Source organism: Bradyrhizobium sp. BRP20 (assembly GCF_020194215.1).
GTDB lineage: Bacteria > Pseudomonadota > Alphaproteobacteria > Rhizobiales > Xanthobacteraceae > Bradyrhizobium > Bradyrhizobium yuanmingense.
This window is the reverse complement of the sequence record NZ_JADYVY010000030.1, coordinates 27,694-51,623: the sequence shown is the minus strand read 5'-3', so window position 1 is coordinate 51,623 and position 23,930 is coordinate 27,694. Positions and strand designations below refer to the sequence as shown.

Annotated in this window: 21 protein-coding genes and 1 pseudogene; 5 read left to right on the top strand and 17 right to left on the bottom strand. The window is 62.7% G+C overall.

The features are described from left to right. The 5 genes from I6F33_RS35865 to mdeB form a co-directional block, all read right to left on the bottom strand. Positions 1 to 628 (bottom strand): biotin carboxylase N-terminal domain-containing protein (locus tag I6F33_RS35865; protein WP_225145643.1); only part of this gene is annotated, 628 nt, incomplete at its 3' end. Between the two features lie 8 nt (positions 629 to 636). Beyond that, positions 637 to 2,166, bottom strand: coding sequence for an acyl-CoA carboxylase subunit beta (locus tag I6F33_RS35860; RefSeq protein WP_225145642.1), 1,530 nt, complete (start codon positions 2,164 to 2,166; stop codon positions 637 to 639). A 17-nt stretch (positions 2,167 to 2,183) separates the two neighbouring features. Continuing rightward, on the bottom strand, positions 2,184 to 3,899 hold the full coding sequence (gene lpdA / locus I6F33_RS35855; RefSeq protein ID WP_225145641.1) for a dihydrolipoyl dehydrogenase: 1,716 nt from the start codon (positions 3,897 to 3,899) through the stop codon (positions 2,184 to 2,186). An 8-nt stretch (positions 3,900 to 3,907) separates the two neighbouring features. Next, positions 3,908 to 5,188 carry a 2-oxo acid dehydrogenase subunit E2 gene (locus I6F33_RS35850; protein ID WP_225145640.1) on the bottom strand — a complete coding sequence of 427 codons (1,281 nt, stop codon included), beginning with the start codon at positions 5,186 to 5,188 and terminating at the stop codon, positions 3,908 to 3,910. A gap of 17 nt (positions 5,189 to 5,205) precedes the next feature. After that, complete coding sequence (gene mdeB / locus I6F33_RS35845; protein WP_225145639.1) at positions 5,206 to 7,884, bottom strand: alpha-ketoglutarate dehydrogenase; 2,679 nt, start codon at positions 7,882 to 7,884, stop codon at positions 5,206 to 5,208. A 336-nt stretch (positions 7,885 to 8,220) separates the two neighbouring features. Between mdeB and I6F33_RS35840 the strand changes: the two genes are divergently transcribed. Next, on the top strand, positions 8,221 to 9,081 hold the full coding sequence (locus tag I6F33_RS35840) for a helix-turn-helix domain-containing protein (protein WP_225145638.1): 861 nt from the start codon (positions 8,221 to 8,223) through the stop codon (positions 9,079 to 9,081). Between the two features lie 72 nt (positions 9,082 to 9,153). Here I6F33_RS35840 and I6F33_RS35835 read toward each other — a convergent pair whose 3' ends face one another. From I6F33_RS35835 to I6F33_RS35780, 12 genes are all read right to left on the bottom strand, one after another. Next, the gene (locus I6F33_RS35835; RefSeq protein ID WP_225145637.1) at positions 9,154 to 10,377 is read right to left on the bottom strand and encodes an ABC transporter substrate-binding protein; all 1,224 of its coding nucleotides are present in this window, start codon (positions 10,375 to 10,377) and stop codon (positions 9,154 to 9,156) included. Positions 10,378 to 10,453: 76 nt separating this feature from the next. After that, positions 10,454 to 12,319, bottom strand: a complete 1,866-nt coding sequence (locus I6F33_RS35830) for a long-chain fatty acid--CoA ligase (protein ID WP_225145636.1) — start codon at positions 12,317 to 12,319, stop codon at positions 10,454 to 10,456. Position 12,320: 1 nt separating this feature from the next. After that, positions 12,321 to 13,100: an enoyl-CoA hydratase/isomerase family protein gene (locus I6F33_RS35825; RefSeq protein WP_225145635.1), complete on the bottom strand. Its 780-nt coding sequence runs from the start codon at positions 13,098 to 13,100 to the stop codon at positions 12,321 to 12,323. Positions 13,101 to 13,116: 16 nt separating this feature from the next. After that, on the bottom strand, positions 13,117 to 14,250 hold the full coding sequence (locus tag I6F33_RS35820; protein WP_225145634.1) for an LLM class flavin-dependent oxidoreductase: 1,134 nt from the start codon (positions 14,248 to 14,250) through the stop codon (positions 13,117 to 13,119). Between the two features lie 168 nt (positions 14,251 to 14,418). After that, complete coding sequence (locus I6F33_RS35815) at positions 14,419 to 15,204, bottom strand: creatininase family protein (RefSeq protein WP_225145633.1); 786 nt, start codon at positions 15,202 to 15,204, stop codon at positions 14,419 to 14,421. A gap of 4 nt (positions 15,205 to 15,208) precedes the next feature. Further along, positions 15,209 to 15,973: an enoyl-CoA hydratase/isomerase family protein gene (locus I6F33_RS35810; protein WP_225145632.1), complete on the bottom strand. Its 765-nt coding sequence runs from the start codon at positions 15,971 to 15,973 to the stop codon at positions 15,209 to 15,211. A 101-nt stretch (positions 15,974 to 16,074) separates the two neighbouring features. Further along, positions 16,075 to 16,794: an ABC transporter ATP-binding protein gene (locus I6F33_RS35805; protein ID WP_225145631.1), complete on the bottom strand. Its 720-nt coding sequence runs from the start codon at positions 16,792 to 16,794 to the stop codon at positions 16,075 to 16,077. Continuing rightward, a complete protein-coding gene (locus I6F33_RS35800; protein WP_225145630.1) occupies positions 16,787 to 17,512 on the bottom strand; it encodes an ABC transporter ATP-binding protein in 726 nt (241 codons plus the stop codon). Before I6F33_RS35800 ends, I6F33_RS35805 begins: the two co-directional genes overlap by 8 nt. Then, positions 17,509 to 18,540: a branched-chain amino acid ABC transporter permease gene (locus I6F33_RS35795; protein WP_225145629.1), complete on the bottom strand. Its 1,032-nt coding sequence runs from the start codon at positions 18,538 to 18,540 to the stop codon at positions 17,509 to 17,511. The genes I6F33_RS35800 and I6F33_RS35795 overlap by 4 nt, the downstream gene beginning before the upstream one ends. Further along, positions 18,524 to 19,393 (bottom strand): branched-chain amino acid ABC transporter permease, encoded by an 870-nt coding sequence (locus I6F33_RS35790; protein ID WP_225145628.1) that lies wholly within the window; start codon positions 19,391 to 19,393, stop codon positions 18,524 to 18,526. Before I6F33_RS35790 ends, I6F33_RS35795 begins: the two co-directional genes overlap by 17 nt. Before the next feature lie 114 nt (positions 19,394 to 19,507). Beyond that, positions 19,508 to 20,032 (bottom strand): flavin reductase family protein, encoded by a 525-nt coding sequence (locus I6F33_RS35785; RefSeq protein ID WP_225145627.1) that lies wholly within the window; start codon positions 20,030 to 20,032, stop codon positions 19,508 to 19,510. A 90-nt stretch (positions 20,033 to 20,122) separates the two neighbouring features. Further along, positions 20,123 to 20,467, bottom strand: coding sequence for a VOC family protein (locus I6F33_RS35780; RefSeq protein WP_225145626.1), 345 nt, complete (start codon positions 20,465 to 20,467; stop codon positions 20,123 to 20,125). Positions 20,468 to 21,102: 635 nt separating this feature from the next. Here I6F33_RS35780 and I6F33_RS35775 point away from each other — a divergent pair. From I6F33_RS35775 to I6F33_RS35760, 4 genes and pseudogenes are all read left to right on the top strand, one after another. Then, positions 21,103 to 21,726 carry an Lrp/AsnC family transcriptional regulator gene (locus I6F33_RS35775; RefSeq protein WP_028140604.1) on the top strand — a complete coding sequence of 208 codons (624 nt, stop codon included), beginning with the start codon at positions 21,103 to 21,105 and terminating at the stop codon, positions 21,724 to 21,726. A 144-nt stretch (positions 21,727 to 21,870) separates the two neighbouring features. Next, positions 21,871 to 22,083: pseudogene (locus I6F33_RS35770) on the top strand (3,4-dihydroxy-2-butanone-4-phosphate synthase); the annotation flags it as partial. Between the two features lie 366 nt (positions 22,084 to 22,449). Continuing rightward, positions 22,450 to 23,178: a LuxR family transcriptional regulator gene (locus I6F33_RS35765; protein ID WP_225145625.1), complete on the top strand. Its 729-nt coding sequence runs from the start codon at positions 22,450 to 22,452 to the stop codon at positions 23,176 to 23,178. Positions 23,179 to 23,262: 84 nt separating this feature from the next. Then, positions 23,263 to 23,895, top strand: a complete 633-nt coding sequence (locus I6F33_RS35760; protein WP_225145624.1) for an acyl-homoserine-lactone synthase — start codon at positions 23,263 to 23,265, stop codon at positions 23,893 to 23,895. The last annotated feature ends 35 nt before the right edge of the window (positions 23,896 to 23,930 follow it).

The window sequence follows — 23,930 nt, the reverse complement described above, 5'->3', positions numbered from 1 at the left end:
CGATGTGGCGGGGATCGACGATGAACTTTTCGACGAAGACGCGGTCGTCGCCGAACGAGGCCTTTGCCTCCGCCTTGGCGAGGTTGAAGCCCTCGGCAACCTCGGCTTTGGAATGGGCGATGCGCATGCCCTTGCCGCCGCCGCCGGCGGAGGCCTTGATCATGACGGGGTAGCCGATCTCGTCGGCGATCCGCACCGCGTGCTTGTCGTCCTCGATGACGCCGAGATAGCCCGGCACGGTCGAGACCTTGGCCTTGGCGGCCGCCTTCTTCGACTCGATCTTGTCGCCCATCGCCGCGATCGCGCCCGGGTTCGGGCCGATGAAGACGATGCCGGCGGCCTCCAGCGCGCGCGGAAACGCCTCGCGCTCGGACAGGAAGCCGTAGCCGGGATGGACGGCCTGTGCGCCGGTCTGCTTGCAGGCCTCGACGATCTTCTCGATCACCAGATAGCTCTCGGCCGCGGCCGGGGGACCGATCAGCACGGCCTCGTCGGCCATCTCGACATGGAGGGCATCGCGGTCGGCCTCGGAATAGACCGCAACCGTCTCGATACCCATCAGGCGCGCGGTCTTGATGACCCGGCAGGCGATCTCGCCACGGTTGGCGATCAGAATCTTCTTGAACACAGCTCTTCCTACAACGGCATGTTGTCGTGCTTCTTGGCCGGAACTTCCATCTTCTTGTCACCCAGCATGGCCAGCGCCCGCGCGATGCGGCGCCTCGTTGCATGCGGCATGATGACGTCGTCGATGTAGCCTCGCTCGGCGGCGACGAACGGCGACAGGAAGCGGTCCTCGTATTCCTTGCTGCGGGCGGCGATCTTGTCGGGGTCGCCGATATCGCTGCGGAAGATGATCTCGACCGCACCCTTGGCGCCCATCACCGCGATCTGGGCGGTCGGCCAGGCGTAGTTCATGTCGGCGCCGATTTCCTTCGAGGCCATGACGTCGAAGGCGCCGCCATAGGCCTTGCGGGTGATGACGGTGACGAGCGGTACGGTGCACTGCGAATAGGCGAACAGCAGCTTCGCGCCGTGCTTGATCAGGCCGCCATATTCTTGGCTCGTGCCCGGCAGGAAGCCCGGGACGTCGACGAAGGTGACGATCGGGATGTTGAACGAGTCGCAGAACCGCACGAAGCGCGCCGCCTTGCGCGAGGCGTCGGAGTCGAGCACGCCCGCCAGCACCATCGGCTGGTTGGCGACGAAGCCGACGGTGCGCCCCGCAATGCGGCCGAAGCCGATGACGATGTTCTTGGCGAAGGCTTCCGCGATCTCGAAGAAGTCGCCCTCGTCGACGACCTTCAGGATCAGCTCCTTCATGTCGTACGGCTTGTTCGGATTGTCGGGGATCAGCGTGTCGAGCGAAAAATCCTCGCGCTCGATGTCGTCGAAGCTCGGCCATTCCGGCACGCCTTCGCTGCTGTTGGCCGGCAGATAGTCGAGCAGCCGGCGCATCTGCAGCAGTGTCTCGACGTCGTTCTCGAAGGCGCCGTCGGCGATCGAGGAGCGCGTGGCGTGCACCGAGGCGCCGCCGAGTTCTTCCGGCGTCACCACCTCGTTGGTCACCGTCTTCACCACATCGGGTCCGGTGACGAACATGTAGCTGGTGTTCTTCACCATGAAGATGAAGTCGGTCATCGCCGGGGCGTAGACGTCGCCGCCGGCGCAGGGGCCCATGATGACGGAGATCTGCGGGATCACGCCGGAGGCCTGCACCACGCGGCGGAACACGTAGGAGTAGCCGGCGAGCGCCGCGACGCCCTCCTGGATGCGCGCCCCGCCGGCGTCGTACAGGCCGATGATCGGCGCCCGCGCCTTCAGCGCCATGTCCTGCAGCTTGGTGATCTTGGCCGCGTGGGTCTCGGACAGCGAGCCCCCGAACACGGTGAAATCCTTGGCGAACACGAACACCTTGCGGCCGTTGACGGTGCCCCAGCCGGTGACCACGCCGTCTCCCGGAATTTTGGTGTTCTCCATCCCGAATTCGGTCGAGCGGTGCTGGACGAACATGTCCATCTCCTCGAACGAATGCTTGTCGAGCAGCAGGTCGATCCGCTCCCGCGCGGTGAGGCGGCCGCGCGCATGCTGCGCGTCGATGCGCTTCTCGCCGCCGCCGAGTTTGGCACCGGCGCGACGTTGTTCAAGGGCTTCGATAACGGACATTGATTGGGCCAACTGATCTACCGGTTTCTGGCGATTGGAGGCAGGTCGGTGCAAATGCCCTCATGGACTTCGGCAGCCATGCCGATCGTTTCGCCGAGGGTCGGATGGGGGTGAATGGTCTTGCCGATATCGATCGCGTCAGCCCCCATTTCGATCGCGAGACAGATTTCCCCGATCATATCGCCGGCATGCGGTCCGACGATCACGCCCCCGACGATGCGACCGGTTTCGACGTCGAACAACAGCTTCGTCAAGCCATAGGACGCGCCCGACGCGATGGCCCGGCCGGACGCGGCCCATGGGAATTTTGCCGAACGGATCTTCCCGCCGGATTCGGCGACATCACGCACGGACTTGCCGACCCAGGCGATCTCAGGATCGGTGTAGGCGACATTGGGGACGATCTTCGCCGTAAAGGCCGCCGGCTTCCCGGCAGCTACTTCCGCGGCGACGTGCCCCTCGTGAACGGCCTTGTGGGCCAACATCGAACCGCCGACGACGTCGCCGATGGCGAAGACGTTGCGCGCCGTCGTTCTCATCTGCTCGTCGACCTGAATGAAGCCGTTCGGATCGATTGCAACGCCGATCCGTTCGAGGCCGAGTTCGCCGCTGTTGGGAACGCGGCCCGCAGATTGCAGCACGAGATCGTAGGATCGTGTCTCAACTGACGCGCCCGTGATAGCAACCGTTACGCCGTCGGGCGTCACCGCGGCAGTCGATACGCTGCTGTCAAGGTCGATATGCTCGAAGCGATGCGCGTTGCGCGAACGCCAGATCTTCACCGCATCGGCATCCACGCCCGCCAGGATATCGGAAAGCCTTTCGACAAGATCGATCTTGGCCCCGAGCGCGCTGTAAACGGTCGCCATCTCCAGCCCGATGATCCCCGCTCCGATCACGAGCATGCGGCCCGGAATGCTTCGCAGCGAGAGCGCGCCGGTCGAGGTCACGATCCGCCCGTCCTTGGGAAGCACCGCCAACTGCACCGCGCGCGAGCCCGTCGCGATGATACATTGTCCGAAATCGATCTGCTGCGAGCTTGCCCCTTCGCCGGCAACCTCGAGCCGCGTGGCGGAGACGAATTTCGCGGTGCCGCGGATCACCGTGACGCGGCGCGCCGCCGCCATCTGGTTCAGCCCATCCGTCAGCCTCGTGACGGTGCCGTCCTTGAAGGCACGCAACGCCTGCAGATCGATCTGCGGCGCGCCGAAGCGAATGCCCATGTCGGCGATCCGCTCGGCTTCCTCTCTGACGGCCGCAACATGAAGCAGCGCCTTCGACGGGATACATCCGACATTCAGGCAAACTCCGCCCAAGGTGCCGTAGCGTTCGACGATCGCGGTCCTCAGTCCAATATCTGCGGCCCGAAACGCTGCTGAATAGCCGCCCGGCCCGCCTCCGATCACGACAAGATCGTAGCGTGTATGATCTGTTGCGCGCTGGCCAGCATCGGCCTGATCCGCCGAGACCGTCTCGCCTTGCGCGCCCGCTTCCTCCGACGCCGACGCCGTGCCAATCATGGAGCCTTGAGACACCTTGTCTCCAACGCGCAGCGAAATGCTCGTGATCACCCCTGCGATCGGCGACGGAATCTCCAGCGTCGCCTTGTCGGATTCCACGGTGATCAACGCCTGCTCTCGCCCGACGACGTCGCCCGCCCTGACGTGGACCTCGACGACTTCGACGTCTCGGAAATCCCCGATGTCGGGGACCCGGATCTCCTCTGTCCGCATCTGCGTCCTCACAATGCGAAGCGCCGCAGATCGGAGAGAACCGACGCGACGAAGCCCAGGAACCGGGCCCCGGCCACGCCGTCGACGACCCGGTGATCCCACGACAGACTCAGGAGAAGGACGAGCCGCGGTTCGAATTCGCGTCCATTCCAGACTGCCTCGGTGGCGGCACGACCGGCTCCGAGGATTGCCACCTCGGGCGCGTTGATGATGGGCGTAAATCCCTGACCGCCGACGCCTCCCAGAGACGACACCGAGAAACAGCCGCCCTGCATGTCGCCCGACGCAAGCTGCCCCGCGAGCGCCTTGTCGGCGAGCGAGCGCATCTCCGCGGCGATCTGCCGAAGGCCCTTCTTATCGCAGTCCCGGATCACCGGCACAACCAGACCTTTCGGCGTGTCGACGGCGAAGCCGATGTGGACGTAGTGCTTGAGGATCAGCTCATCGCGATCGAGCGACGAATTGAAGCGCGGGTATTTCTGCAGCGCCAAGGCCGCGGCCTTGATCAGCAGCGACACCATGGTGAGCTTCGCCGTGTCCTTCGCGGCCTCGGCATTGGCGAGCTGACGAAAGGCTTCGGCGTCGGTCACATCCGCTTTGTCGAAATTCGTCACATGGGGAATGACGTTCCAGTTGCGCGAGAGGTTCGCGCCGGTCAGCTTCTGGATCCGCGTCAGCGGCAGGCGCTCGACCGCGCCGTACCTCCCGAAATCCACCCTGGGCCAATCGACCGGCGCGTCGGACGCAGGCGCCATCGCCGGTCCCGATCGCACCAGTCCGTTGACGAAGGCCGCCACATCCTCGCGCAGAATCCGGCCCTTGGGGCCGGTGGGCACGACAGAGTCCAGCGCCACGCCGAGCTCACGCGCCAAGGCGCGGACCGACGGCGACGCATGCGCAGCCCCGCTGGGCTGCGGCTGCTGTGCCCGTGCTCGCGAGCCATCGACTCGAGCGGCGGGCGCCGGCTGTGACAGCGCCTCCTGCTGCGAGAACCGTCGCTCCAGCTGTGGCGCCGACGCAGCCGCCGGCGGCGGCGCGGTGGATTCACCGCGACCTTCGAGGATCATCAGGACCGAACCTTGAGAAACCCGCGCCCCGACGTCGATCATCAGTTTGGCCACCGTGCCTGCGGCCGGGGATGGGACCTCCATCGTCGCCTTGTCGGACTCGATCGACAGCAACGGCATGTCGATCGTGACCTCGTCGCCGACCGACACATTGATTTCGACTACCGGAACATCCTTGTAGTCCCCAATATCCGGCAGAACGACTTCAATTGAATGAGACATGCGCGCTCCGCCCTCTGTCAGCGAGACCAAGGCGATGCAACGCCGGTCGGCAATTCGTAGCTGGCGATGGCCTCGGCGACCTGCTCACGCGCCACTTCACCCAATTTTGCCAGCGCCGACAGCGCCGCAACGACGATCTGCTTGCGATCGACCTCGAAGAAAGATCTCAGCGCGGCGCGTGTATCGCTGCGCCCGAAGCCGTCGGTGCCCAGCACCGTATAGGGCGCCTCGATGTAAGAACCGATCAGTTGCGGATACGCCCGGACATAATCCGATGCCGCGACGATCGGCACCTTGCCGCCGAGGCATCGTGCGACGTGGCTCTCGACCGGGGGCGACAGCGGCGAGAGCCGATTGGTTCGCTCCACCTCACGCGCCTCCCGCGCCAGCTCGGAAAAGCTCGTTGCCGACCAGACTTCACTGGGCACTTTCCATTCGCTTTGCAGCATCGCCGCGGCGGCGAGCGCCTCCGGAAGAATGGCGCCCGAGCCGACCAGCCTGATCTTCGCCGGCCCGTCAGCGCTCGGCAGCACCCGATAGAGACCCTTGATGATGCCGTCGCGCGCATCGTCGGGCATCGAGGGCTGCGCATAGTTCTCGTTCATCGCCGTGAGGTAATAGAACTCGTCGTTGCCCTGCTCGAGCATCGACCGCATGCCGTGATCGACGATGACGGCCACCTCGTAGGAGAATGCCGGATCGTAGGCCCGGCAGTTCGGAACGGTCGCCGCCATCAGATGGCTGGACCCGTCCTGATGCTGCAAGCCTTCGCCGCCGAGCGTCGTCCGGCCGGCCGTCGCCCCGATCAGAAAACCACGCGCGCGCTGGTCCGCCGCCGCCCAGATCAGATCGCCGACCCGCTGAAAGCCGAACATCGAATAGTAGATATAGAACGGCAGCAACGGGAAGTTATGGATGCTGTAGGAGGTCGCCGCCGCGGTCCAGGACGAAATCGCCCCCGCCTCGGTGATCCCTTCCTCCAGCAATTGACCGTCGATCGCTTCCTTGTAGTACAGCATCGAGCCGGCATCTTCCGGCTCGTAGAGCTGCCCCGCCGGCGAGTAGATGCCGACCTGCCTGAACAGGTTCGCCATTCCGAAGGTGCGGGCTTCGTCGGCGACGATCGGAACGATGCGCGGGCCGAGCGTCTTGTCCTTGAGCAAATTGGTGAACAGCCGCACGATCGCCATCGTGGTGGACGTCTCCTTGCCGTCGCCGCGCAGCGCGAACTCCGCGTAGGATTGCAGCGGCGGCACCGGCAGCGCCGCCGAAGCGCGTCGCCGCGCCGGCATGTAGCCGCCGAGTGCCGCGCGACGGGCGCGCAGATACTGAATTTCCGCGCTGTCTTCCGCAGGCCTGAAGAATTCCAGATTCTCGACTTGCTCGTTGCTGAGCGGCAGAGCGAACCGGTCGCGGAACGCATACAGCGCGTCGACGTCGAGCTTCTTGGCCTGGTGCGACGTCATGCGCGACTCGCCGGCGCCGCCCATGCCGTACCCCTTCTTGGTCTTCGCCAGAATGACTGTCGGCCGACCCTTCATGTCCTTAGCGGCGGCAAAGGCCGCGAACAGCTTCTTGAAGTCGTGGCCGCCGCGCTTCAGGCCGTCGATATCCGCGTCCGACATGTGCGCAACCAGCGCCCGGACCTCGGGGTCCTCGCTGAAGAAGTTGGCGAGGTTGTAGGCCCCATCCTTGGCGCCGAGCGTCTGATATTTGCCATCGACGGTGTCGGCGAATTTGCGCAGCAGCGCATGCTTGCTGTCGCGCGCGAAGATATCGTCCCAGTCCGATCCCCACAGCACCTTGATGACGTTCCAGCCGGCGCCCTGGAAGAGAGATTCGAGTTCCTGAATCACCTGCCCGTTGCCGCGGACCGGCCCGTCCAGGCGCTGCAGGTTGCAATTGACGACGAAGGTGAGGTTGTCGAGATTTTCCCGCGCCGCCAGGGCGAGCCCGGCGATCGATTCCGGCTCGTCCATCTCGCCGTCGCCGAACACACCCCAGACGTGGCGACCGGCCGTCTGCACCAGGCCGCGATGCTGCAGATACTTCATGAACCGCGCCTGGTAGATCGCGCTGATCGGGCCGAGGCCCATCGACGCCGACGGCACCTGCCAGAACTCCGGCATCAGCCAGGGATGCGGATAGGACGACAGACCGGGGCCGCTCAGTTCCTGGCGATACAGCTTCAGATTTTCGTCCGACAGCCGGCCTTCGAGATGCGCTCGTGCATAGACTCCGGGGGACGAATGCGGCTGGAAGTACACCAAGTCCCCCTCCGACTCGGAGCTTGACGCGCGAAAGAAATGATTGAAACCGACCTCGAAAATCTCAGCGGCCGAGGCGTAGCTGGCGACGTGCCCGCCGAGTTCCCCATAGGCCTTGTTGGCACGGACCACCATCGCGAGCGCGTTCCAGCGAATGATCGCCGTCAGGCGGGTCTCGATCGCGATGTCGCCGGGGTAGGGCTTCTGCTGCTCGAGCGGAATCGAATTGCGATAGGGCGAAAACGGCGGAGAGTCCGGCAGAACGCCGAGCTCCTTCGCACGCCGATCGAGCGCAGCCAGGATGTATCGCACGCGCTCGGCACCGGCGCTGCGATGGAGCGATCCAAGCGATGCGAGCCAATCGGCGGTCTCGACCGCGTCCTGATCGGCGTTGACGGCCTTGCGTGGCGGATCGATGTGTGCGGTCATGCGACGGGCTCCCAGAAAGCCCGCGCTTGGTAGCATCGGGTGCTGTGGCACGTGCTGCTGAATACGGCCGCGTTCCGACGGATTGCCCGGCTCCGGAGGGACGCCGAGGTTCGCATCGCAGCATTCTCTGCTGTTGGTTTAATCAGGCAAGTGATCGAGCCGTGGGCCGCCTGACAGGCGCTTGGCGCTCACGCCGCAGTAGCGGGCATCTTGTCGCAGATCAGCGAACTCGACGGCTCGCCGCGACTAGTGACCTGACCTTTCAAAACAGCTAACCTCGTTAGCAGCAGGATCTGCATCAAGGCTTGACTGACTTGACGAATTGGCAGGATTGAAATGCCGCCCGAGACCGAGTTCGATCGCGATTTTGCGCGAATGGATCTGCCCGATCTTCGGATCAACTATGATCCGGTCGATCCGGACCAGTTCGATCGTCCCGTCACTTCATTCTGTCTCGAAACCAGCAAAGACAACGACGACCTGCCGCTGCACTCACACCGCAAAGGCCAATTGGTCGTCGCATCTCATGGCTCGGTGATGTGCCGGGCGCCTGGCGGCTTGTGGATCGTGCCTCCGCAAGGCGCGGTATGGATCCCGGCCGGCGTGCAGCACAGCAATTGCGTGGCCGATTTCGGCAAACTCTACACCGTGTTCATCGATCCGCAGGTCAGCATGCTGCCGCGGACCTGCTGCATGCTGATGATCACGTCGCTGGTGCGCGAATTGATCCACCGCCTCTCGGTGTTCCCACCGCTCTATCCGCTGGAAGGACCGACCAGCCGTCTCGGCCGGGTTTTGCTCGACGAACTCGTGCAGATGCCGACGACGGATGAAATGTATCTGCCGATCTCCCCCGACGCCCGTCTTCAACACCTCGCGACCTCCTTGTTGAATAATCCGGGCGACCGCAGCACGATGGACGAAGTCGCCTCGCGCTACGCGATGAGCGAGAGTACGTTCGCACGCTTCATCGCCAAGGAAACAGGGATGACCTTCGGGCGCTGGCGCCAGCGTCTCCACATTCTGATCGCCATGCAACGCCTTACGGCTGGCAGTTCGGTCCAGGCCGTGTCGCTGGAGCTGGGCTACGAAACGCCCAGCGCGTTCATCACGATGTTCAAGAAGACGATGGGACAAAGCCCCCGCCGCTTCCTTGCCGAGCGGTCGCGCCTGATCAATTCGGACAGTTTGTCCTAGCTCGCACGTCCCTGCCTCGGCATTTGACCACCGCGACCCCACGACGCTTTCGCGGGGCCGCACGTAACGACGTCAGCGTTTGCTGTAAGGCGCAAGCGGATACTCGAGCGACGCTTCCGCGATGGCCTTTGGAGCCACTACCCGCGGCCTGCCTTTCAAACCCTGCAGCATCACCATCGAACAGTGGATGTTCTGGCCGGTCTCGTCGAACTTGGTGTTGTCGCCGTACATCAGGAAAGGCTTCATGTCGGTCGTCTTGAGCGCGCCGTGAATCGCCGGCGATTCCGGCGACGCCGCCCGCGTCACGGCGTCTGCGACGATCTGCACCGCCTCGAACGCGCAGCCCGCATTGGCATCGAACCAGTCGTTCGGGTAGTCGGCCGCGAACATCTTCATGATCTTGTCGGTCTCGGCGCCCTTGGGATTGAGCCACAACGCCGACAGAACCGGACCGTCACCATACTTTCCGAGTGCGTCGTGATACGCCTTGTCCGACACGCCGTTGGAGTTGGGTGAAAACACCATCTTGGGATCCCAGCCCTGCTTGATGCATTCGCGCGCGATCATGATCGCGTCGTTGACGCGCGTGACCGAGATCAAAGCATCGGCACCCGACGCTTTCGCCTTGGCGACCTCTACCGACAGATCCTTGGCCTTCTCGTCATAGGCAACATACTGCGCGATCTTGAGCGGAACACCCACTTCCTTCCACGCCTGATCGATGCTGGCCGCCGTCGACTGCCCCATCGTGTTGTTGAGATGGAGAACGACGGCGCTGCTCGGCGGATCCTTCAGCGTGCCAAGCACGGACTTCAGCTCGGTCAGCGATTGCCGCACGATGGTCAGCGACGTGGGGTAATAGCGGAACACTTGGGTGAAGCCCTGCGAAGTCACCTGGGTCGCGCTCGCGATGTGGACTACCATCGGCACCTTGGCGGCCTCGCAGGCCTGCAGCGCCGAAATGGTGGCGCCGGAATCCCACGCGCCGATCAGCACGGTGCAGCCCTGCCGGATCAGGCTTTCGGCGGCAATCCGGCCGTTCTCCGGACGGCTTTGCGTATCGGCGTGAACGATCTCGATGTCGAGGCCGAACTTCTCACGCGCGAATTTGGCGCCGAGATCGATGCCGCGCACGCAGGCTTGACCGGGAAACGCCAGCACGCCGCTGCTGGGCATGATCGCTCCGACCTTCACCTTCGTGGTCGCCGCAAACGATGGCCTTGATACCAGGCCTGCCGCAATTCCCAACCCGCTTCCGACAATCGTCCGCCGCGTGATTCCGCTTCGCTTGGTCATCTCGATGTCCTGTTGCTGAAGGAGTGAACTCTATCTTGACTAGTAGCTTCGTACGTTTGGGGAGCGATCGCCGACGTCAAAGGCCCATCTCGGCCTTGATCAGCTTTTCCTCGGTTTCGTCGTAGAGCGACGCGATCAGCGACTGATAGCGCTCGTTGATCTGCTTACGACGCTTCTTCCGCGTCGGCGTCATCACGCCGTTCTCGAGCGACAGCTCCTCCGGCAGAATGCGGAACGCCTTGATCTGCTCGGCTCGCGCCAGCCTTCCGTTGGCCTTGCCGATCTCCGCCTCGACCAGCCGGTTGACGATCTCGGAGGCCGCCAGGTCGGCGTAACTCGCGATCTTGTCGTCGCGCGACTTCGCCCAGTCCATTGTGGCGGTGGCATCCACTTCGATCAGGGCGGTGAGATATTTTCGCCCCTCGCCGATGACCGCCGCCTCGGAGATGAAGGGGCTGTGCCTCAGCTCGTTTTCGATCTGAGTTGGGCTGATCGATTTGCCGTTCGACGTGTTGATGATCTCCTTCTTCCGGTCGACCAGCTTGAAGATTCCTTCCGGCGACACTTCGACGATGTCGCCGGTGTAGAGCCAGCCGTCGCGGAGCGCCGTTTTCGTCTCGTCCGGCTTGTTCCAATAGCCCGCGAACAATCCCGGTCCACGGACGATCATCTCGCCGTCCGGGAGCACGGCGGTTTCCCAAGCCGGATCCGGCAACGGGACCCCGACGTTGCCGGCCTTCGGCCACTCCGCCATCTGCACCAGATTGGCACCGACCAATTCGGTCTGGCCGTAGCACTCCTTGAGCTGCAAGCCCCACAGCTGCCACAGCGACATCAGCTCGGACGGCATCGCCGCCGACGAGGTGAACGCGACCTTCAGCTCGTCGAAACCGAGCTCCGCGAGCAGCGGCTGGAACACTTGCTCGCGGCAGGCCGCGAACAACTTCGAGACGAAGGCATCTTCGTGGCCGCCCTGACGGTCTTCGAGCGCCCTGCGCGCGATCGTCACGGCGAGCGCGTAGTTCTGATCTCCCGCACCGCCGGAGGGATGCACCCTGCTGAGAATTTGCGTGGCAAAACGCTGGTAGAACCGCGGCGGCGCCATGTAGTAGGTCGGCTTCACCTCTTTGATCGTCTGGGCGAAGTCCGCGGTCGTCTCGCCGAAATAAGGAACGGCGTCGGCGATCAGTGGCAACGTCGTCGCCTGCCCGCGCGCGACGGTGTGCGACATCGGCAAATGCACGACCACCCGGTGTTCCTCTTCGCGCATGCTGGGGCCGAACAGGGTGATGCAATGAGCGCCGGCGAGAATGGAGAGGTGCGTCAGCATGGCGCCCTTGGGGTTTCCGGTCGTCCCGGACGTATAGCCGATGCTGACGACATCGGACGCCTTTGCTGTCGCGCTCTCCTTCTGCAGATAATCATGCGCATCGACATGGTGTGCTCCGACAAAGTCGGCCAGCGACCTGATCGACGCCGTGGCCTCGCCGGCCCAATCCGGGTCGAGCACGATGATGCCGCGGAGCTGCTCGGCCCGACCGGAGGCGATCACGATGCGAAGCTGCTGCTCCCCGCCGACGAACGCGAACTTCGCGCCTGAATCCGTGAAGCAGTAAGCCACTTCTTCGGGTGACGAGGTGAAGTACACGCCCACCATAACGCCGCCGGCGCACATCGTGGCCATGTCGGCGATCAGCCATTCCTCGGACGAATCGCCCATGATCGCGACCCGATCGCCGCGCTCGAGACCGGCACGCCGCAGCGCACTGGCCAGGTTCACGACACGCTGCGCATAGGCGCCCCACGTCATGGCGGTCCAGGCGCCGTGACGCTTTTGTTGCAAGGCGATCTTGTCGGGCCGCTCCGCGAGTCGCGCTGCCAAAAGCTGCGCGACGGTCGTATCGGCCAGCTGAGCGCCGGATGTAATCGCAGCGACGTTCATCTCAGCGCTCCGCGAAACGCTTGCGCTTGGCCGCGAAGGCGGCAACCGCCTCGGCCCGCTCGGGCGACTTGAAGGTCAACATCTCCAGCGCCGCAGAGGTGTCGAGCAGCAAATGGGCGTACTGCTTGATGATCTTGTTGACGCTGTACTTGGTCCACACGATCGATTCCTTCGGCCCGCTTGCCAGCAGTTCGGCGTATTCGATCGCGGCATCGAGAACGTTGCCGTCCGCGACCACCTCGTTGATCATGCCGATAGCAGCCGCCTTCGCGGCGGAGATGAATTCGCCGGTCATCAGATAGTGCTTCGCGCGCACCGGCCCCATCAGCAGCGGCCAGATCACCGCGCCGCCATCGCCCGCGACGACGCCGGCATTGACGTGCGTGTCGGCGAAGCGAGCTGTCGAGCTCGCATAGATCACGTCGCAGAACAGCGCGAGCGTGGCACCCAGGCCGACCGCGACACCGTTGACGGCCGCGACGATCGGCACTTCGACTTCCAGCATGTTGCGGATGAGGTGGCGACCGCTGCGCGTCGGGGACGGCAGCGTTCCCTTATCCAGCGACTTCTGATCGCCTCCGGAGCAAAATCCGCGGCCTGCACCGGTGAGAACGATCGCGTTGACAGAACTGTCGCGATCCAGCTTGACGAAGACGTCTTCGAGCTCCTCGTGCATCTCCCAGTTGATCGCGTTGAGGATCTCCGGGCGGTTCATCGTGACGATCGCGACGCCGGTGGCGCGTTGTTCGACGATCAGGTACTTGTAGCCGTATTGCGACATTGACTTCACCGCTGCATTACTTGTTCTGGGTCCGCATCAGCCGGATCTGCCCGAGGATCTCCTCGGTCGGCCGCACGACGTTGTTTCTGTCGTTGAAATGCGGGATGACGTAGCGACCGACCATGTCGATCGCCTCCATGATCTTTTCGTGCGGGACGGAGTCCATGTGCAGCAGCACCTCGTCGATCCCCATGGCCTCGAACTTCTCGATCTGACGAATGACCGTATCGGGGCTGCCGCACACCGTCGTGGCCGACTCGTTGACCAGATAGTCCCAGTCGTTGGCGGCACGCTGCATCGACGGCACGCTCTCTCCCATGTATTTGTAGTCGTCGGCAATCGCCGCGAGACGCGGATAGGCATCGGTCGAGATCTTGGCATAGTGCATCAGCGGGCCGGCATAATCCGCCTTGGCCTGCTCGTCCGTTTTCCCGATGCCGATGAACAGCGGAATGCCGATACGCGGACGCTGCAGCGGTCCCTCCTCGTCGCGCTTCCAGTTTTTTTTATAGGCGTCGATCAGCTTCTGCTGAGCGTCCCAGCCCTGATAGATGTTGCTGCTCATCACGGCGAAGCCCTGCGCGGCGGCCCAGACGTGACTGCGCTCGCTGGTCGCCGCGATCCCGATCACCGGATGCGGCTTCTGCAGCGGCTTCGGAACCAGCTGGCGCGGAGGGATCTGGTAGTACTTGCCGTCAAACGTGAAGATGTCCTGGCGCATCGCCGTTTTCAGCAGCGCCAGTCCTTCTTCCATCTGCGCCAGCGTTTCGTTCGGATCGACGTTGAACGCCCGCATCGCGATGGTGGTGTTGGCGCGGCCGCCGTAGAATTCCATGCGGCCGTTGGACAGGATGTCGGTCACCGCAAGCCGCTCGGCCGAGCGCAAGGCGTGATTGATGCGCTGCGGCATCAGCGTCACCGCGGCGCGCAGCTTGACGCGCGACGTCACCGCGGCCAGATAGCCGAACACCACTTCGGGCGCCGAGCTCGAGATCCCGCCCAGCGCCACGTGCTGCTCGGAGAGCGCGACACAGTCGAAGCCGACCTTCTCGGCCAGACGGACTTCGTCGACCAGTTCGTGAAGCCTGCGCGAGTAACTGTGGCCGACCTGGGTTTCCTGTTCGGACCAGAACCCAAACGTAAGTGCCATGTCTCAATCCTTTTAGCTTTCGAGATGGCACAGGGTTTCATAGGCGGGGCGATATTTTCGCCCGAAAGCCGCCTTGCGTAGTCAAGCTTTCCGAATTTTATGCTGTCAGTATTCGCAACATGGCAGACGCCGCGGAAGGCTTCGCCCGTGCAGCGGACGGGCTGACCGTCAACGGCGGGCGTCTCCGGCCTCGCTATCGAAGGTCTTGATCAGCAACTCGGCGACCGCCGCGAGGCACGCTTCGCCGATGTTGTGGCTCGAGCCGAACGGACTTCCGATCACGCCATTATGCGAAACCGATCGGATGCCGTTCTTCCACATCAGCTCAAGATCAGCCTCCGACAAGCCGCCAAGATGGCCCACCTCGAAGCGGTCCGGTCTGACGCTGTCGGGCCGAACGACCATCATCAGCGACGTCTCGGCGATATCGGCGTGGCCGCCGACGGCCGACACGTCTCCTCCGGCTTCGCGCACCGCATCGCGCCACGTGTCGATCCATTTCGTCGAGTCGACGAACGCCAGGATCGCAGCATCCGAGGGGACGGCCTCGCGCAAGCGACCGAGCATGTCCTTCAGGACCGGAAAATTGCCGATATGGCCCGAGTGAATCAGGATGCGCTTGAAGCCGTGCCGCGCCAGGCTTGTGCAATAATCGACACAGATCGCTTCCAGCGTCTGCGGCCGTAGCGAGATCGTACCCGGGAATGGCAGATGGTGAGACGAGCAGCCGACCCTGATGGTCGGCGCCACCAGCGTGTTGCCGCGGCTCCGCGCGATCCGCTCGGCCAGAGCATCGGCATGATCCGCATCCATGCCCAAAGACAAATGCGGTCCATGCTGTTCGACGGCCCCCAGCGGGATCACCACCGTCGTGCACCCATCGGCCAGCGCCGCGGCGACTTCCTCGTGGCTCATCTGCTCCAGATAGATCTGATCGGGATATCCGCGCGCCATTGATTCAACCCTTGCTGTTCTTTGACAAAAACCTCGCACGCACGTTAATTGAACTCTCGGCTGTGACATAGGCGTCGAGGTCGGCCACGGTCATTTCTTCGAGCGCCTGATCGCTCATTTGCGCGGTGAGATTGAGCGATCGTTTGATGGCGTGGAACAGCTTGCGGTCTTTCTGCCGCAACGCGCCGCACACGTCTCGCGCACGGGACGCGACCTCCTCGGTCGCGACGATCTCGTTGACGGCGCCGATCGCCACGGCGCGCTCCGCGCCGACGAGCTCGCCCCAATACAGCAGCTCTTGTGCCGCCCGCACGCCGAGCTTCTCAACGGCCCGGCGCATGCCCTTGGTCACCGGCAGCAGGCCGTGGTTGATTTCCGGGAACCCGATCTTGCACGCCGCATCGGCCACGACGTAGTCCGCGTGCAGCAAAAACTCCAGGGCGCCTCCGACCGCATAGCCGCGGACAGCGCAGACGATCGGGGCCGGATAGTTCTCCATCGCCACGAGGAGTTCGTGGAAGAACCGGATGCGCGGCCTCGCGACATCGATCCCGACGACTTCCTTGATGTCGCCGCCTGCGCTGAAGAAGCGGTCGCCGCCTCCGGTGAGCACGATGCCGGGCGGATTCTCGTCGTCGGCAAAGCGCCGGATCGCCTCCAGCAACTCGACGATGAGCTGCGCATTCAGCGCATTGGCCGGCGGCCGGTTCATCGTGATCGTGACCAGGTCTTGATCACGCTCGATCAGGAGAGAAGTGGCAGTGTTCATAAGTAAGACCCAAGCGAGAGCGGCTGCAACAGCCGGGGAGCGGACAAAACGGCGGTGCGACGAGAGCGGCAACGCCCGACGCCTCGCCGAGACGGCGCACCTCACAATCCCAGATAGGCGCGCTGGACATCGGGGTTCTCGAGCAGATCGCGGCTCGATCCGTGCAACACCACGGAGCCGTTCTCGAGCACATAGCCGCGGCTGCTCAGCGCGAGCGACTTGGCGACATTCTGCTCGACGAGAAGGACCGTGATGCCCTGCTCGTTGAGGGATTTGACGACGCCGAACATTACGTCGGTCAGCGCCGGCGAAAGCCCGATCGACGGCTCGTCGAACATCACGATTTCTGGCCTCGACATGATCGCCCGACCGATCGCCAGCATCTGTTGCTCGCCGCCGGAGAGCGTGCCGGCGAGCTGGTCGCGGCGCTCGCGAAGTCGCCCGAACAGCTGATAGACGGAATCAAGCGTGTTTGCCCGGTCGTGCCTGGCCCGCTTCAGCGAGCCTCCGATCAGCAGATTGTCCTCGACAGAGAGCGCACCGAAGAGCTGGCGGCCCTCGGCGACCTGAGCGATGCCCATTTCGCAGATGTCCCACGGCGGTCGCCGGGAGATATCGACTCCGTTGATCCTGACGGAACCGCCCGACGACGGCACGATCCCCGCGATTGATCGGATCAGAGAGGTCTTGCCGGCGCCGTTGGCGCCGACCACGCAGATCAGTTCACCCTTGCCGATGCGGAGCGACACGCCGTTCAGCGCATTGGAGCCGTCATAGGCCACGCACAGGTCGTCGATGGCGAGAAGCGCGTCGTCAGGCATGGAAGCCGGCTCCCAGATAACTTTCCAGCACCGCGGGATCCCCCACCACCTCTGACGGCTTGCCCTCGGCGATTTTGGCGCCGTGGTGAAGCACCACCACGGTCGACGCCACCTCCATCACGATCCGCATCACGTGCTCGACCAGCAGGATCGTCAGTCCGCCCTCGACGAGCCTGTGCAGCACGCCGACAACGCGGGCCGCTTCGGTCGGACGCAGCCCCGCCATCACTTCGTCGAGCAGCAGCAGCTTGGGGCGGGTCGAGAGCGCCTTCGCCATCTCCAGCATCTTGCGATCGGGCAACGTCAACTGATCCGTCCGGGCATTCGCCTTGCCGGCGAGCCCGACATTTTCGAGCGACTCATACGCCTTGTCCCGCGCCTCCCTGACGTTCGTCGTCCAGCTGAAGGCGCCCACCATGGCATTCTCGAGCACCGACATATCTTTCATCGGCCGGACGATCTGGAAGGTGCGCGCAATGCCCATGCGGCACACCGCTTCGGGCGGCTCGCGCTCGAGCGAACGCCCCTCGAACAGCACCTGCCCGGCGGTCGGTCTCAGCGCCCCGGCGACGAGATTGAAGCAAGTGGTCTTGCCGGCGCCGTTTGGTCCGATCAGGGCGGTGATGCGGCCCGCCTGCAGTGAGAAGCTGACGTCATTGACCGCGACCAATCCAACGAACGCCTTGGTCAGGTTCTTCACTTCGAGCAGCGCGGTCATTCCTCGACCTTCCGCAGTTGTGGGATCCGGCCGCGCGCCGGCAGCTGGACCGCCCCGTAGAGCCGGACCATCGACGGCCAGATGCCGTCGGGCAGAAACCACACGACCAGGATCAGCACCGCCCCGTAGGCGACGCTGTTCAGTCCGGGAAGCCCCAGGGCGTCGCCGAGAGCTCCCATGGCATGATGCAGCGGGATTGCGGCCATCGAGCCGACCAGGGGGCCGAACGCCGTGCCCAATCCGCCGACCACGGGGCCGATCAGCACGTCGACCGAGATCGCCATGCCCATGATCGAATCCGGAAAGATCGCGCCCTGCACCAGGCCCAGCACGCCGCCGCCGATCGCGGCCGTCGCGGCCGATATCGAGACCACCAGCACCTTGTGGCGAAACGTCCGCACCCCCAGCGCGCGGGCGGCCTCGTCGTCATCCCGCATCGCCCGCCAGACATAGCCCCAATAGGACCGCGAGATCAGCTCCGTTCCCGCGACGCCGATGGCCGCAAGCGCGAGCGCGACGAAGTAGTAGAACCGCGCGTCACCGCGCAGCATCCCGAGGTCCATCGCGCCGCTCGGCGCCTGATAGAACAGGCCCTGCATGCCGCCGGCATAGTCCCACCCGCCGAACATGATCCGGGCGAATTCGGCGGCTGCGATCGTGAGCAGTGCGAAATAGATGCCACGAACCTCGAAGCGGAAGCTCAGCCACGCCAGCACCGCGCCGACGAAGCCCGCAATCACCGCGCCCAGCAGCAGACCGATCCACGGGGTGATGCCGTATTTGATGTTCAGGATCGCCACCGCATACGCACCTATTCCAACGAACAGCGCGTGACCGATGGAGAGCTGCCCGCCGATCCCGAGCATCAGGTTCCACGATTGTCCCATGAAGGTGAACAACAGGACGATCGTCAGAAGCGAGATGACGTAGGCGTTGGACATGCCACCCACCACGGCCAGGGCGGCGAAGACCAGAGCGCCGGCGCCCCAACGCTTGGTGTCGCTGGCTTGATCAGATGTCCTTTGCACCGAAAAACCCCCTCGGACGGAAAATCAGGATGATGATCAGGAGCGCGTAAGGGAGTGCTGTTTTCATCGACGGCGTGAACATCAAGGCCGCGATCGCTTCGGCGACCCCGATCGTCAGGCCACCCAGAAGAGCGCCGCCGAAGCTGCCGAGACCGCCGACGATCACCGTCACGAAGGCCAGCAGCGTGAAGTCGACGGCGAGATAGGGCTGCGCATCGAACAGCGGCGAGATCAATGCGCCGGCGACGCCAGCGCAGGCCGTTCCGATGCCGAAGGTCACCGCATAGACCCGAGGGATATTCAGCCCGACCACCAGTCCGCCCAGTCGATTATTGGCGGCGCCCCGCAGCGATCGGCCGAATGCGGAGTACTTCAGATAGGCTCCCAGTGCGGCGATTAGCAGTCCGGCCGTAGCGGCCGCCTGGATGCGGGCCCAATCCAAGGTGAGCGGTCCCACGGTCACGGTCTGGAAGGACAGCTGAGACGCCGTCGGTCGCGGATCCGGACCGAACGACATCAGCAATACGCCGCTGAAAAGCAGTGAGAGGCCGATGAAGACGATGAACTGATAGTGATGCGGCCGATTGACGAACCGCTTCACGACGAGCGTCTCCAGCAGATAGCCGAACACGAACATGACGACCGTGGCGATCGCGGCGGCTAAAGCGATCGGGACGTCCCAGATTCGAACGGTCCAGTATCCGATGTAGATCCCGAACACGACCATCTCGCCATGAGCGAAATTGACCACGCGCATGACGCCGAAGATGATCGTGAGACCGAGCGCGACGAGCCCGTAAACCAGCCCGATGAGCACCCCGCCGGCGATTACATTGAGCCAGAGCGACAGCATCAGCGACCGACCGCTGATGGATGCGCGATGGAAAGTCTTCGTCTTCCTTGCATGCTGATCGATTCCATCTTGGCTGTAGCGGAAACGTAGCGGCGTTGGACGTCGTCCCGTGTTTCAGACCGCCTTTGGCGCGGCGAAACTTCCGCCGATATAGACGAGCGACTCACATCCGGCTCTGATCGTCTGAGCCACCACCTCTCCGGTGAAGATGGTGTGACTAGCGTCGCTGTAAGCATTCACCACGCGGCAATCGAAGCTGCAGACCGCGCCGGCCAGACTTGGTGCTCCGGTTTTGAGATCGCACCACAAACCGTCGCCGAAGCGGATATCGCCCTTGCTGCCGTCCTGCCCGGAAAACTTGAGCGCCAGATCGCGATGCTCGACCCCCAGAATATTCCAGCAGAACGATCCACTGCTGAGAATGGTGTCGTGCGCACCGGCAGATCTATTGACGCAAACCAGCACGCTAGGCGGAGCAGTCGACAGCGAGCAGCCCGCTGTCAGCGTCAGACCATGGCGGTTCGGCGCCCGGCCTGTCGTGACGATCGACACGGTGCCCGGGACGTTGCGCATCGCAGCGCGGAATGCTGCGGCATCGAGTGGGCTCGGCTCGGGCAGCGGAGGTGTTGCGGACGACATGGCTACGACTCTTGGATTCATGGGATGGATGTGCCCTTTTTGTCTGGTTGTGAGTCCGGGCATGCAGCGCTGCACCGGTGAACGTCTGAGCTATCCGGCTGCTTGATAGAACTGGATGACGTTGCCACCGGGATCCCGCACCTTCACCGCACGGCCGTGACTGGCCATGTCCCGAACCGCGCCGACTTGCGCGCCCAAGGCTGCGGCACGCTCCATGGCGGCCTCGAGGTTGTCGACATCGAAGACGATAACGGCATCCTTGAGATGTTCCGACGCGGACTCCATCGGGTCGGCGACGCAGAACGCAGCCGCATCGCTCACGAACTGGATCCACTTGCCGGGATCAGCGAAGCGCACCTTCAGACCCAAACCTTCGTAGAACCCGGCCAGGCGTCCAGGATCGTTCGCTGTCAGATAGACTTGCTTCAGTTTCACGCTCGACAATCCAACGTTCCGCCGCCCTAGTGCGATCGTGGATCAATAGTCGCTCGAGCTTCTCAGCATTACTGCTTGAACAACGCGTATCGCAGAAGCTTCATCAGCATTTTATGCTGCAGCGACTTGTCGGGTCGCTTGATCCAGCTCTGCGTCCGGCCGATCCTTGCCATTTTCTGGTCGTCGAGGGTGGGCTGTCGTTCCTGCCGAACCACTTGTCACGCGCAACGCCGGCGGTGTGGTCAGCGACGTGGGACCACGGCCCCACGCGGCTAAAGGCGGTCGTACGAAACAGGGCCGCAGAGTTGCGACGCTCGACACCGAAGCTCTGCTGCACATCCCGTCAAGTGCCGGGGAGGAGCCACTCGATGAAGCGCCGGCCGTTACATCGTGATCGATCCGTTGGATCAACATCGGCCTGCATATCGCATGTGCAAAGAATGTATCGCAATTAGGCAACTAACACTCTGATCGCAATGCACAATCCGAAGATTGACGGTTTTTCGATACAAGTCGGCGATTTGTCGAAATCCCACAGGCGCAATTGCGGTTAGCGTTTACCACGCGATTGTCATCGCCCCGCAAACGATGGTGATAAGCGCCGCAAGAAGACTGCCAGATTTGGGAGACACGCGATGTCGACAACCTCTCTCGACAGAATAGATATCAAGATTCTCAACGAGCTCCAGCAGAATGCGAGCTTGACCAATGTCGAGCTCGCATCACGCGTCAATCTCTCGCCGTCGCCGTGTCTGGCTCGCGTCAGAACACTCGAAAAACTCGGCGTGATCGATCGACGGATCGCCCTCCTCGATCCCGCTGTGCTCGGCATTGGTGTAACGGCTTTCATCCAGATCAAGCTGGAAAAGCAGGTCCAGACGTCCCTCGAGAATTTCACCCGATCCATCGACCGGCTGGCCCAGGTAATGGAATGCTATCTCATGACCGGTGAGAGCGACTACATGCTCCGCGTCATGGCGGCCGACATCGAAGATCTCGAAGACCTGATTGTCAACAAACTATCCCGCATTCCCGGCGTCAGCAGCATTCGATCAAATCTGGCCCTCAAGCGCATTTCGCACAAGACCGTGCTGCCGATCGACGCCAATCGGCCGGTCACCGTCAAGGCTTGCGCCACCCCCTCGCGCCCTCTGGAGCGCTCACCAAGACCCCGATACGACCCAACCGGTCCTTTGCTGTCCGATGCGCCGATCGGGCTCGACACCAATCGTCCCAGCTACAGCGTAGAAAGACTATGAGGCGCTCCGCCATGGGCTCTGGCCAGTTACTAATAATGGTGAAGTCAAGATCGGCAGAGAGTGCTCGATCGGCGCTCCGAACTTGACAATCCGCACACGACCCAACGCGAGCACACGTCCGCTCCAGCGGACAGAGCGACCGAGATGACGACATCGATCGAAGCGGCCCTGCAGACGTTCGCCGGCGACGCAATCGTTGTGGTCACCGACGACGATCGCGAGGCCGAAGGCGACCTCGTCATCGCCGCCTCGCGGTGTACGGCTGAGGAGATGGCCTTCATCATCCGCTATACATCGGGAATCGTCTGCGCTCCGATTACCGGCGAAAGCGCGAGACGCCTGCGGCTTGCCCCGATCAACCAGGATATCGTTCAATTTAGCTGCACGGGTGAGCTAAACTGCATCAATAATGTTGTCAGGGGCCAAATCGTACCAATTTCCCCCGAGCCGATCTGTGGGCACGAACATCGAGCCCAGGCTGGGTCTGCTTATCCCGTCAGTCTTCTTCCTGGACGACAGCCATGAAAAGAGAATGTTTTGTGGTCACGCCCGCAGCGCAACTTCGATGCGCTCCTCAGCCATGTTCGGTACGCGGTAACGGCGGAAAATTTCAAGAGTTTCTGGAAACCTGCCGAAACCGGTTCAACTAATCAATGAACCAGTCGTTCAAATCAGCTGCCGGAGCATAGAGCTGGCGTCGCTGTAGCCGTCACACTGTTCTAGATGCACCGTATATTTCAAACTTTCATCGATCTACTGGCGAGCGCGGATAGCGCGGCCGATTTCGCGCAGGCCATGACGGTGGCTGCCACTGGCCTTGAATTATCATGCTTCGCATACTTGGCGCTTCCGAGCGAAGTACAGAGCAAGCCGCGTCTGATTTCAACATATCCAGAGAAATGGACCTCTCATTACTTGCGGAGCAGGTATGAGCTCGTAGATCCTGTCATCGCTCAAGCTCTTCAGACAGCCGAGCCGTTCCAGTGGGGCGTTGACATACAACCAAACCGAAGATCCGCCGTCCAACAACAGCTCCTCGATGAGGCGGCGGAGTTCGGAATTCGGGTCGGCTTTACTGTTCCTATTCACGACGGTCATGGCCCCGTCGCTGTCCTGACTTTCGCGGCGGCCAGACACAGTCACGCCTTCGAGATTTTCACCCATACACAGTCACGCTTGCTTCAGCTCATGGCCATGTATTTCCATGCTCACGTTCGTCGCAAACTCACAAGTGAGCATCGAATCGCGGGGGTGCTCTTGTCGCCCCGTGAACTCGAATGTCTGGAATGGGCCTCACAAGGGAAAAGTGCCTGGGAGATCGGGTGCATCCTTGGCATCTCGCGCAACACCGTCGCATCCTATCTAGAGAACGCGAAGGAAAAGCTGGGTGTTCGGACTGTAGTGCAAGCGGCGACGCTTCTAGCGGCTGCGAACAAAAGAAAGCAAAATTAGGACTCGCACCCCCTGCAGCTACAGGTAGTGAATTGAATCAAGAATCTTGCTTCAAAAGAGCTTCCGAACACTTTTGGAGGAACTATGATTCAACTGATCGCACCACGCGCGTATGGGGAGTTTTCCGGCACTCTGGTTGAAATGCATCGGTTGCGGTATCGTGTTTTCAAGCTCCGTATGGCGTGGGACGTTCAAATCAGCGGCGACATGGAGATGGATGATTTCGACGCACTGCATCCCTTCTACCTGACGCAAGTTTCCGAGAACGGCCGCGTGCAAGGCTCTGTTCGTCTCCTGCCCTCTCTCGGGCCAACCATGCTTCGAGATACTTTCCCGGTCCTTCTTGAAGATCATCCTGCTCCCTCAACGCCACTTATCTGGGAAAGCAGCAGATTCGCGATCGATGTTGCAGCCGATGCTCCCAAAGGAGATCACGGCATCACGCAAGCCGCATACGAGTTGTTCGCCGGAATGGTCGAGTTCGGGCTTTCACGGCAGCTCACAGATATTGTTACCGTCACTGATGTCCGGATGGAAAGAATCCTTCGGCGGGCCGGCTGGCCGTTGCGACGGATTGGTAGTCCTTCAACGATTGGCAATACCGTGGCCGTCGCGGGCTACCTTGCGATCTCAAGCGAGATCCTAACCGGGCTGCGCAAGGCCGGAGGTCTTTCGACGCCAGTTCTCTGGACGCCGGTCATGTTTGCCGCCGCCTAGGCCCACACGACCAGTGAGATAGAGGCCCTCTGCCT

Coding starts and splice junctions, on each gene's coding strand:
- I6F33_RS35860 (WP_225145642.1), bottom strand. CDS start 2,166: ATGTCCGTTATCGAAGCCCTTGAACAACGTCGCGCCGGTGCCAAACTC.
- lpdA (WP_225145641.1), bottom strand. CDS start 3,899: ATGCGGACAGAGGAGATCCGGGTCCCCGACATCGGGGATTTCCGAGAC.
- I6F33_RS35850 (WP_225145640.1), bottom strand. CDS start 5,188: ATGTCTCATTCAATTGAAGTCGTTCTGCCGGATATTGGGGACTACAAG.
- mdeB (WP_225145639.1), bottom strand. CDS start 7,884: ATGACCGCACACATCGATCCGCCACGCAAGGCCGTCAACGCCGATCAG.
- I6F33_RS35840 (WP_225145638.1), top strand. CDS start 8,221: ATGCCGCCCGAGACCGAGTTCGATCGCGATTTTGCGCGAATGGATCTG.
- I6F33_RS35835 (WP_225145637.1), bottom strand. CDS start 10,377: ATGACCAAGCGAAGCGGAATCACGCGGCGGACGATTGTCGGAAGCGGG.
- I6F33_RS35830 (WP_225145636.1), bottom strand. CDS start 12,319: ATGAACGTCGCTGCGATTACATCCGGCGCTCAGCTGGCCGATACGACC.
- I6F33_RS35825 (WP_225145635.1), bottom strand. CDS start 13,100: ATGTCGCAATACGGCTACAAGTACCTGATCGTCGAACAACGCGCCACC.
- I6F33_RS35820 (WP_225145634.1), bottom strand. CDS start 14,250: ATGGCACTTACGTTTGGGTTCTGGTCCGAACAGGAAACCCAGGTCGGC.
- I6F33_RS35815 (WP_225145633.1), bottom strand. CDS start 15,204: ATGGCGCGCGGATATCCCGATCAGATCTATCTGGAGCAGATGAGCCAC.
- I6F33_RS35810 (WP_225145632.1), bottom strand. CDS start 15,973: ATGAACACTGCCACTTCTCTCCTGATCGAGCGTGATCAAGACCTGGTC.
- I6F33_RS35805 (WP_225145631.1), bottom strand. CDS start 16,794: ATGCCTGACGACGCGCTTCTCGCCATCGACGACCTGTGCGTGGCCTAT.
- I6F33_RS35800 (WP_225145630.1), bottom strand. CDS start 17,512: ATGACCGCGCTGCTCGAAGTGAAGAACCTGACCAAGGCGTTCGTTGGA.
- I6F33_RS35790 (WP_225145628.1), bottom strand. CDS start 19,393: ATGCTGTCGCTCTGGCTCAATGTAATCGCCGGCGGGGTGCTCATCGGG.
- I6F33_RS35785 (WP_225145627.1), bottom strand. CDS start 20,032: ATGTCGTCCGCAACACCTCCGCTGCCCGAGCCGAGCCCACTCGATGCC.
- I6F33_RS35775 (WP_028140604.1), top strand. CDS start 21,103: ATGTCGACAACCTCTCTCGACAGAATAGATATCAAGATTCTCAACGAG.
- I6F33_RS35765 (WP_225145625.1), top strand. CDS start 22,450: ATGCACCGTATATTTCAAACTTTCATCGATCTACTGGCGAGCGCGGAT.
- I6F33_RS35760 (WP_225145624.1), top strand. CDS start 23,263: ATGATTCAACTGATCGCACCACGCGCGTATGGGGAGTTTTCCGGCACT.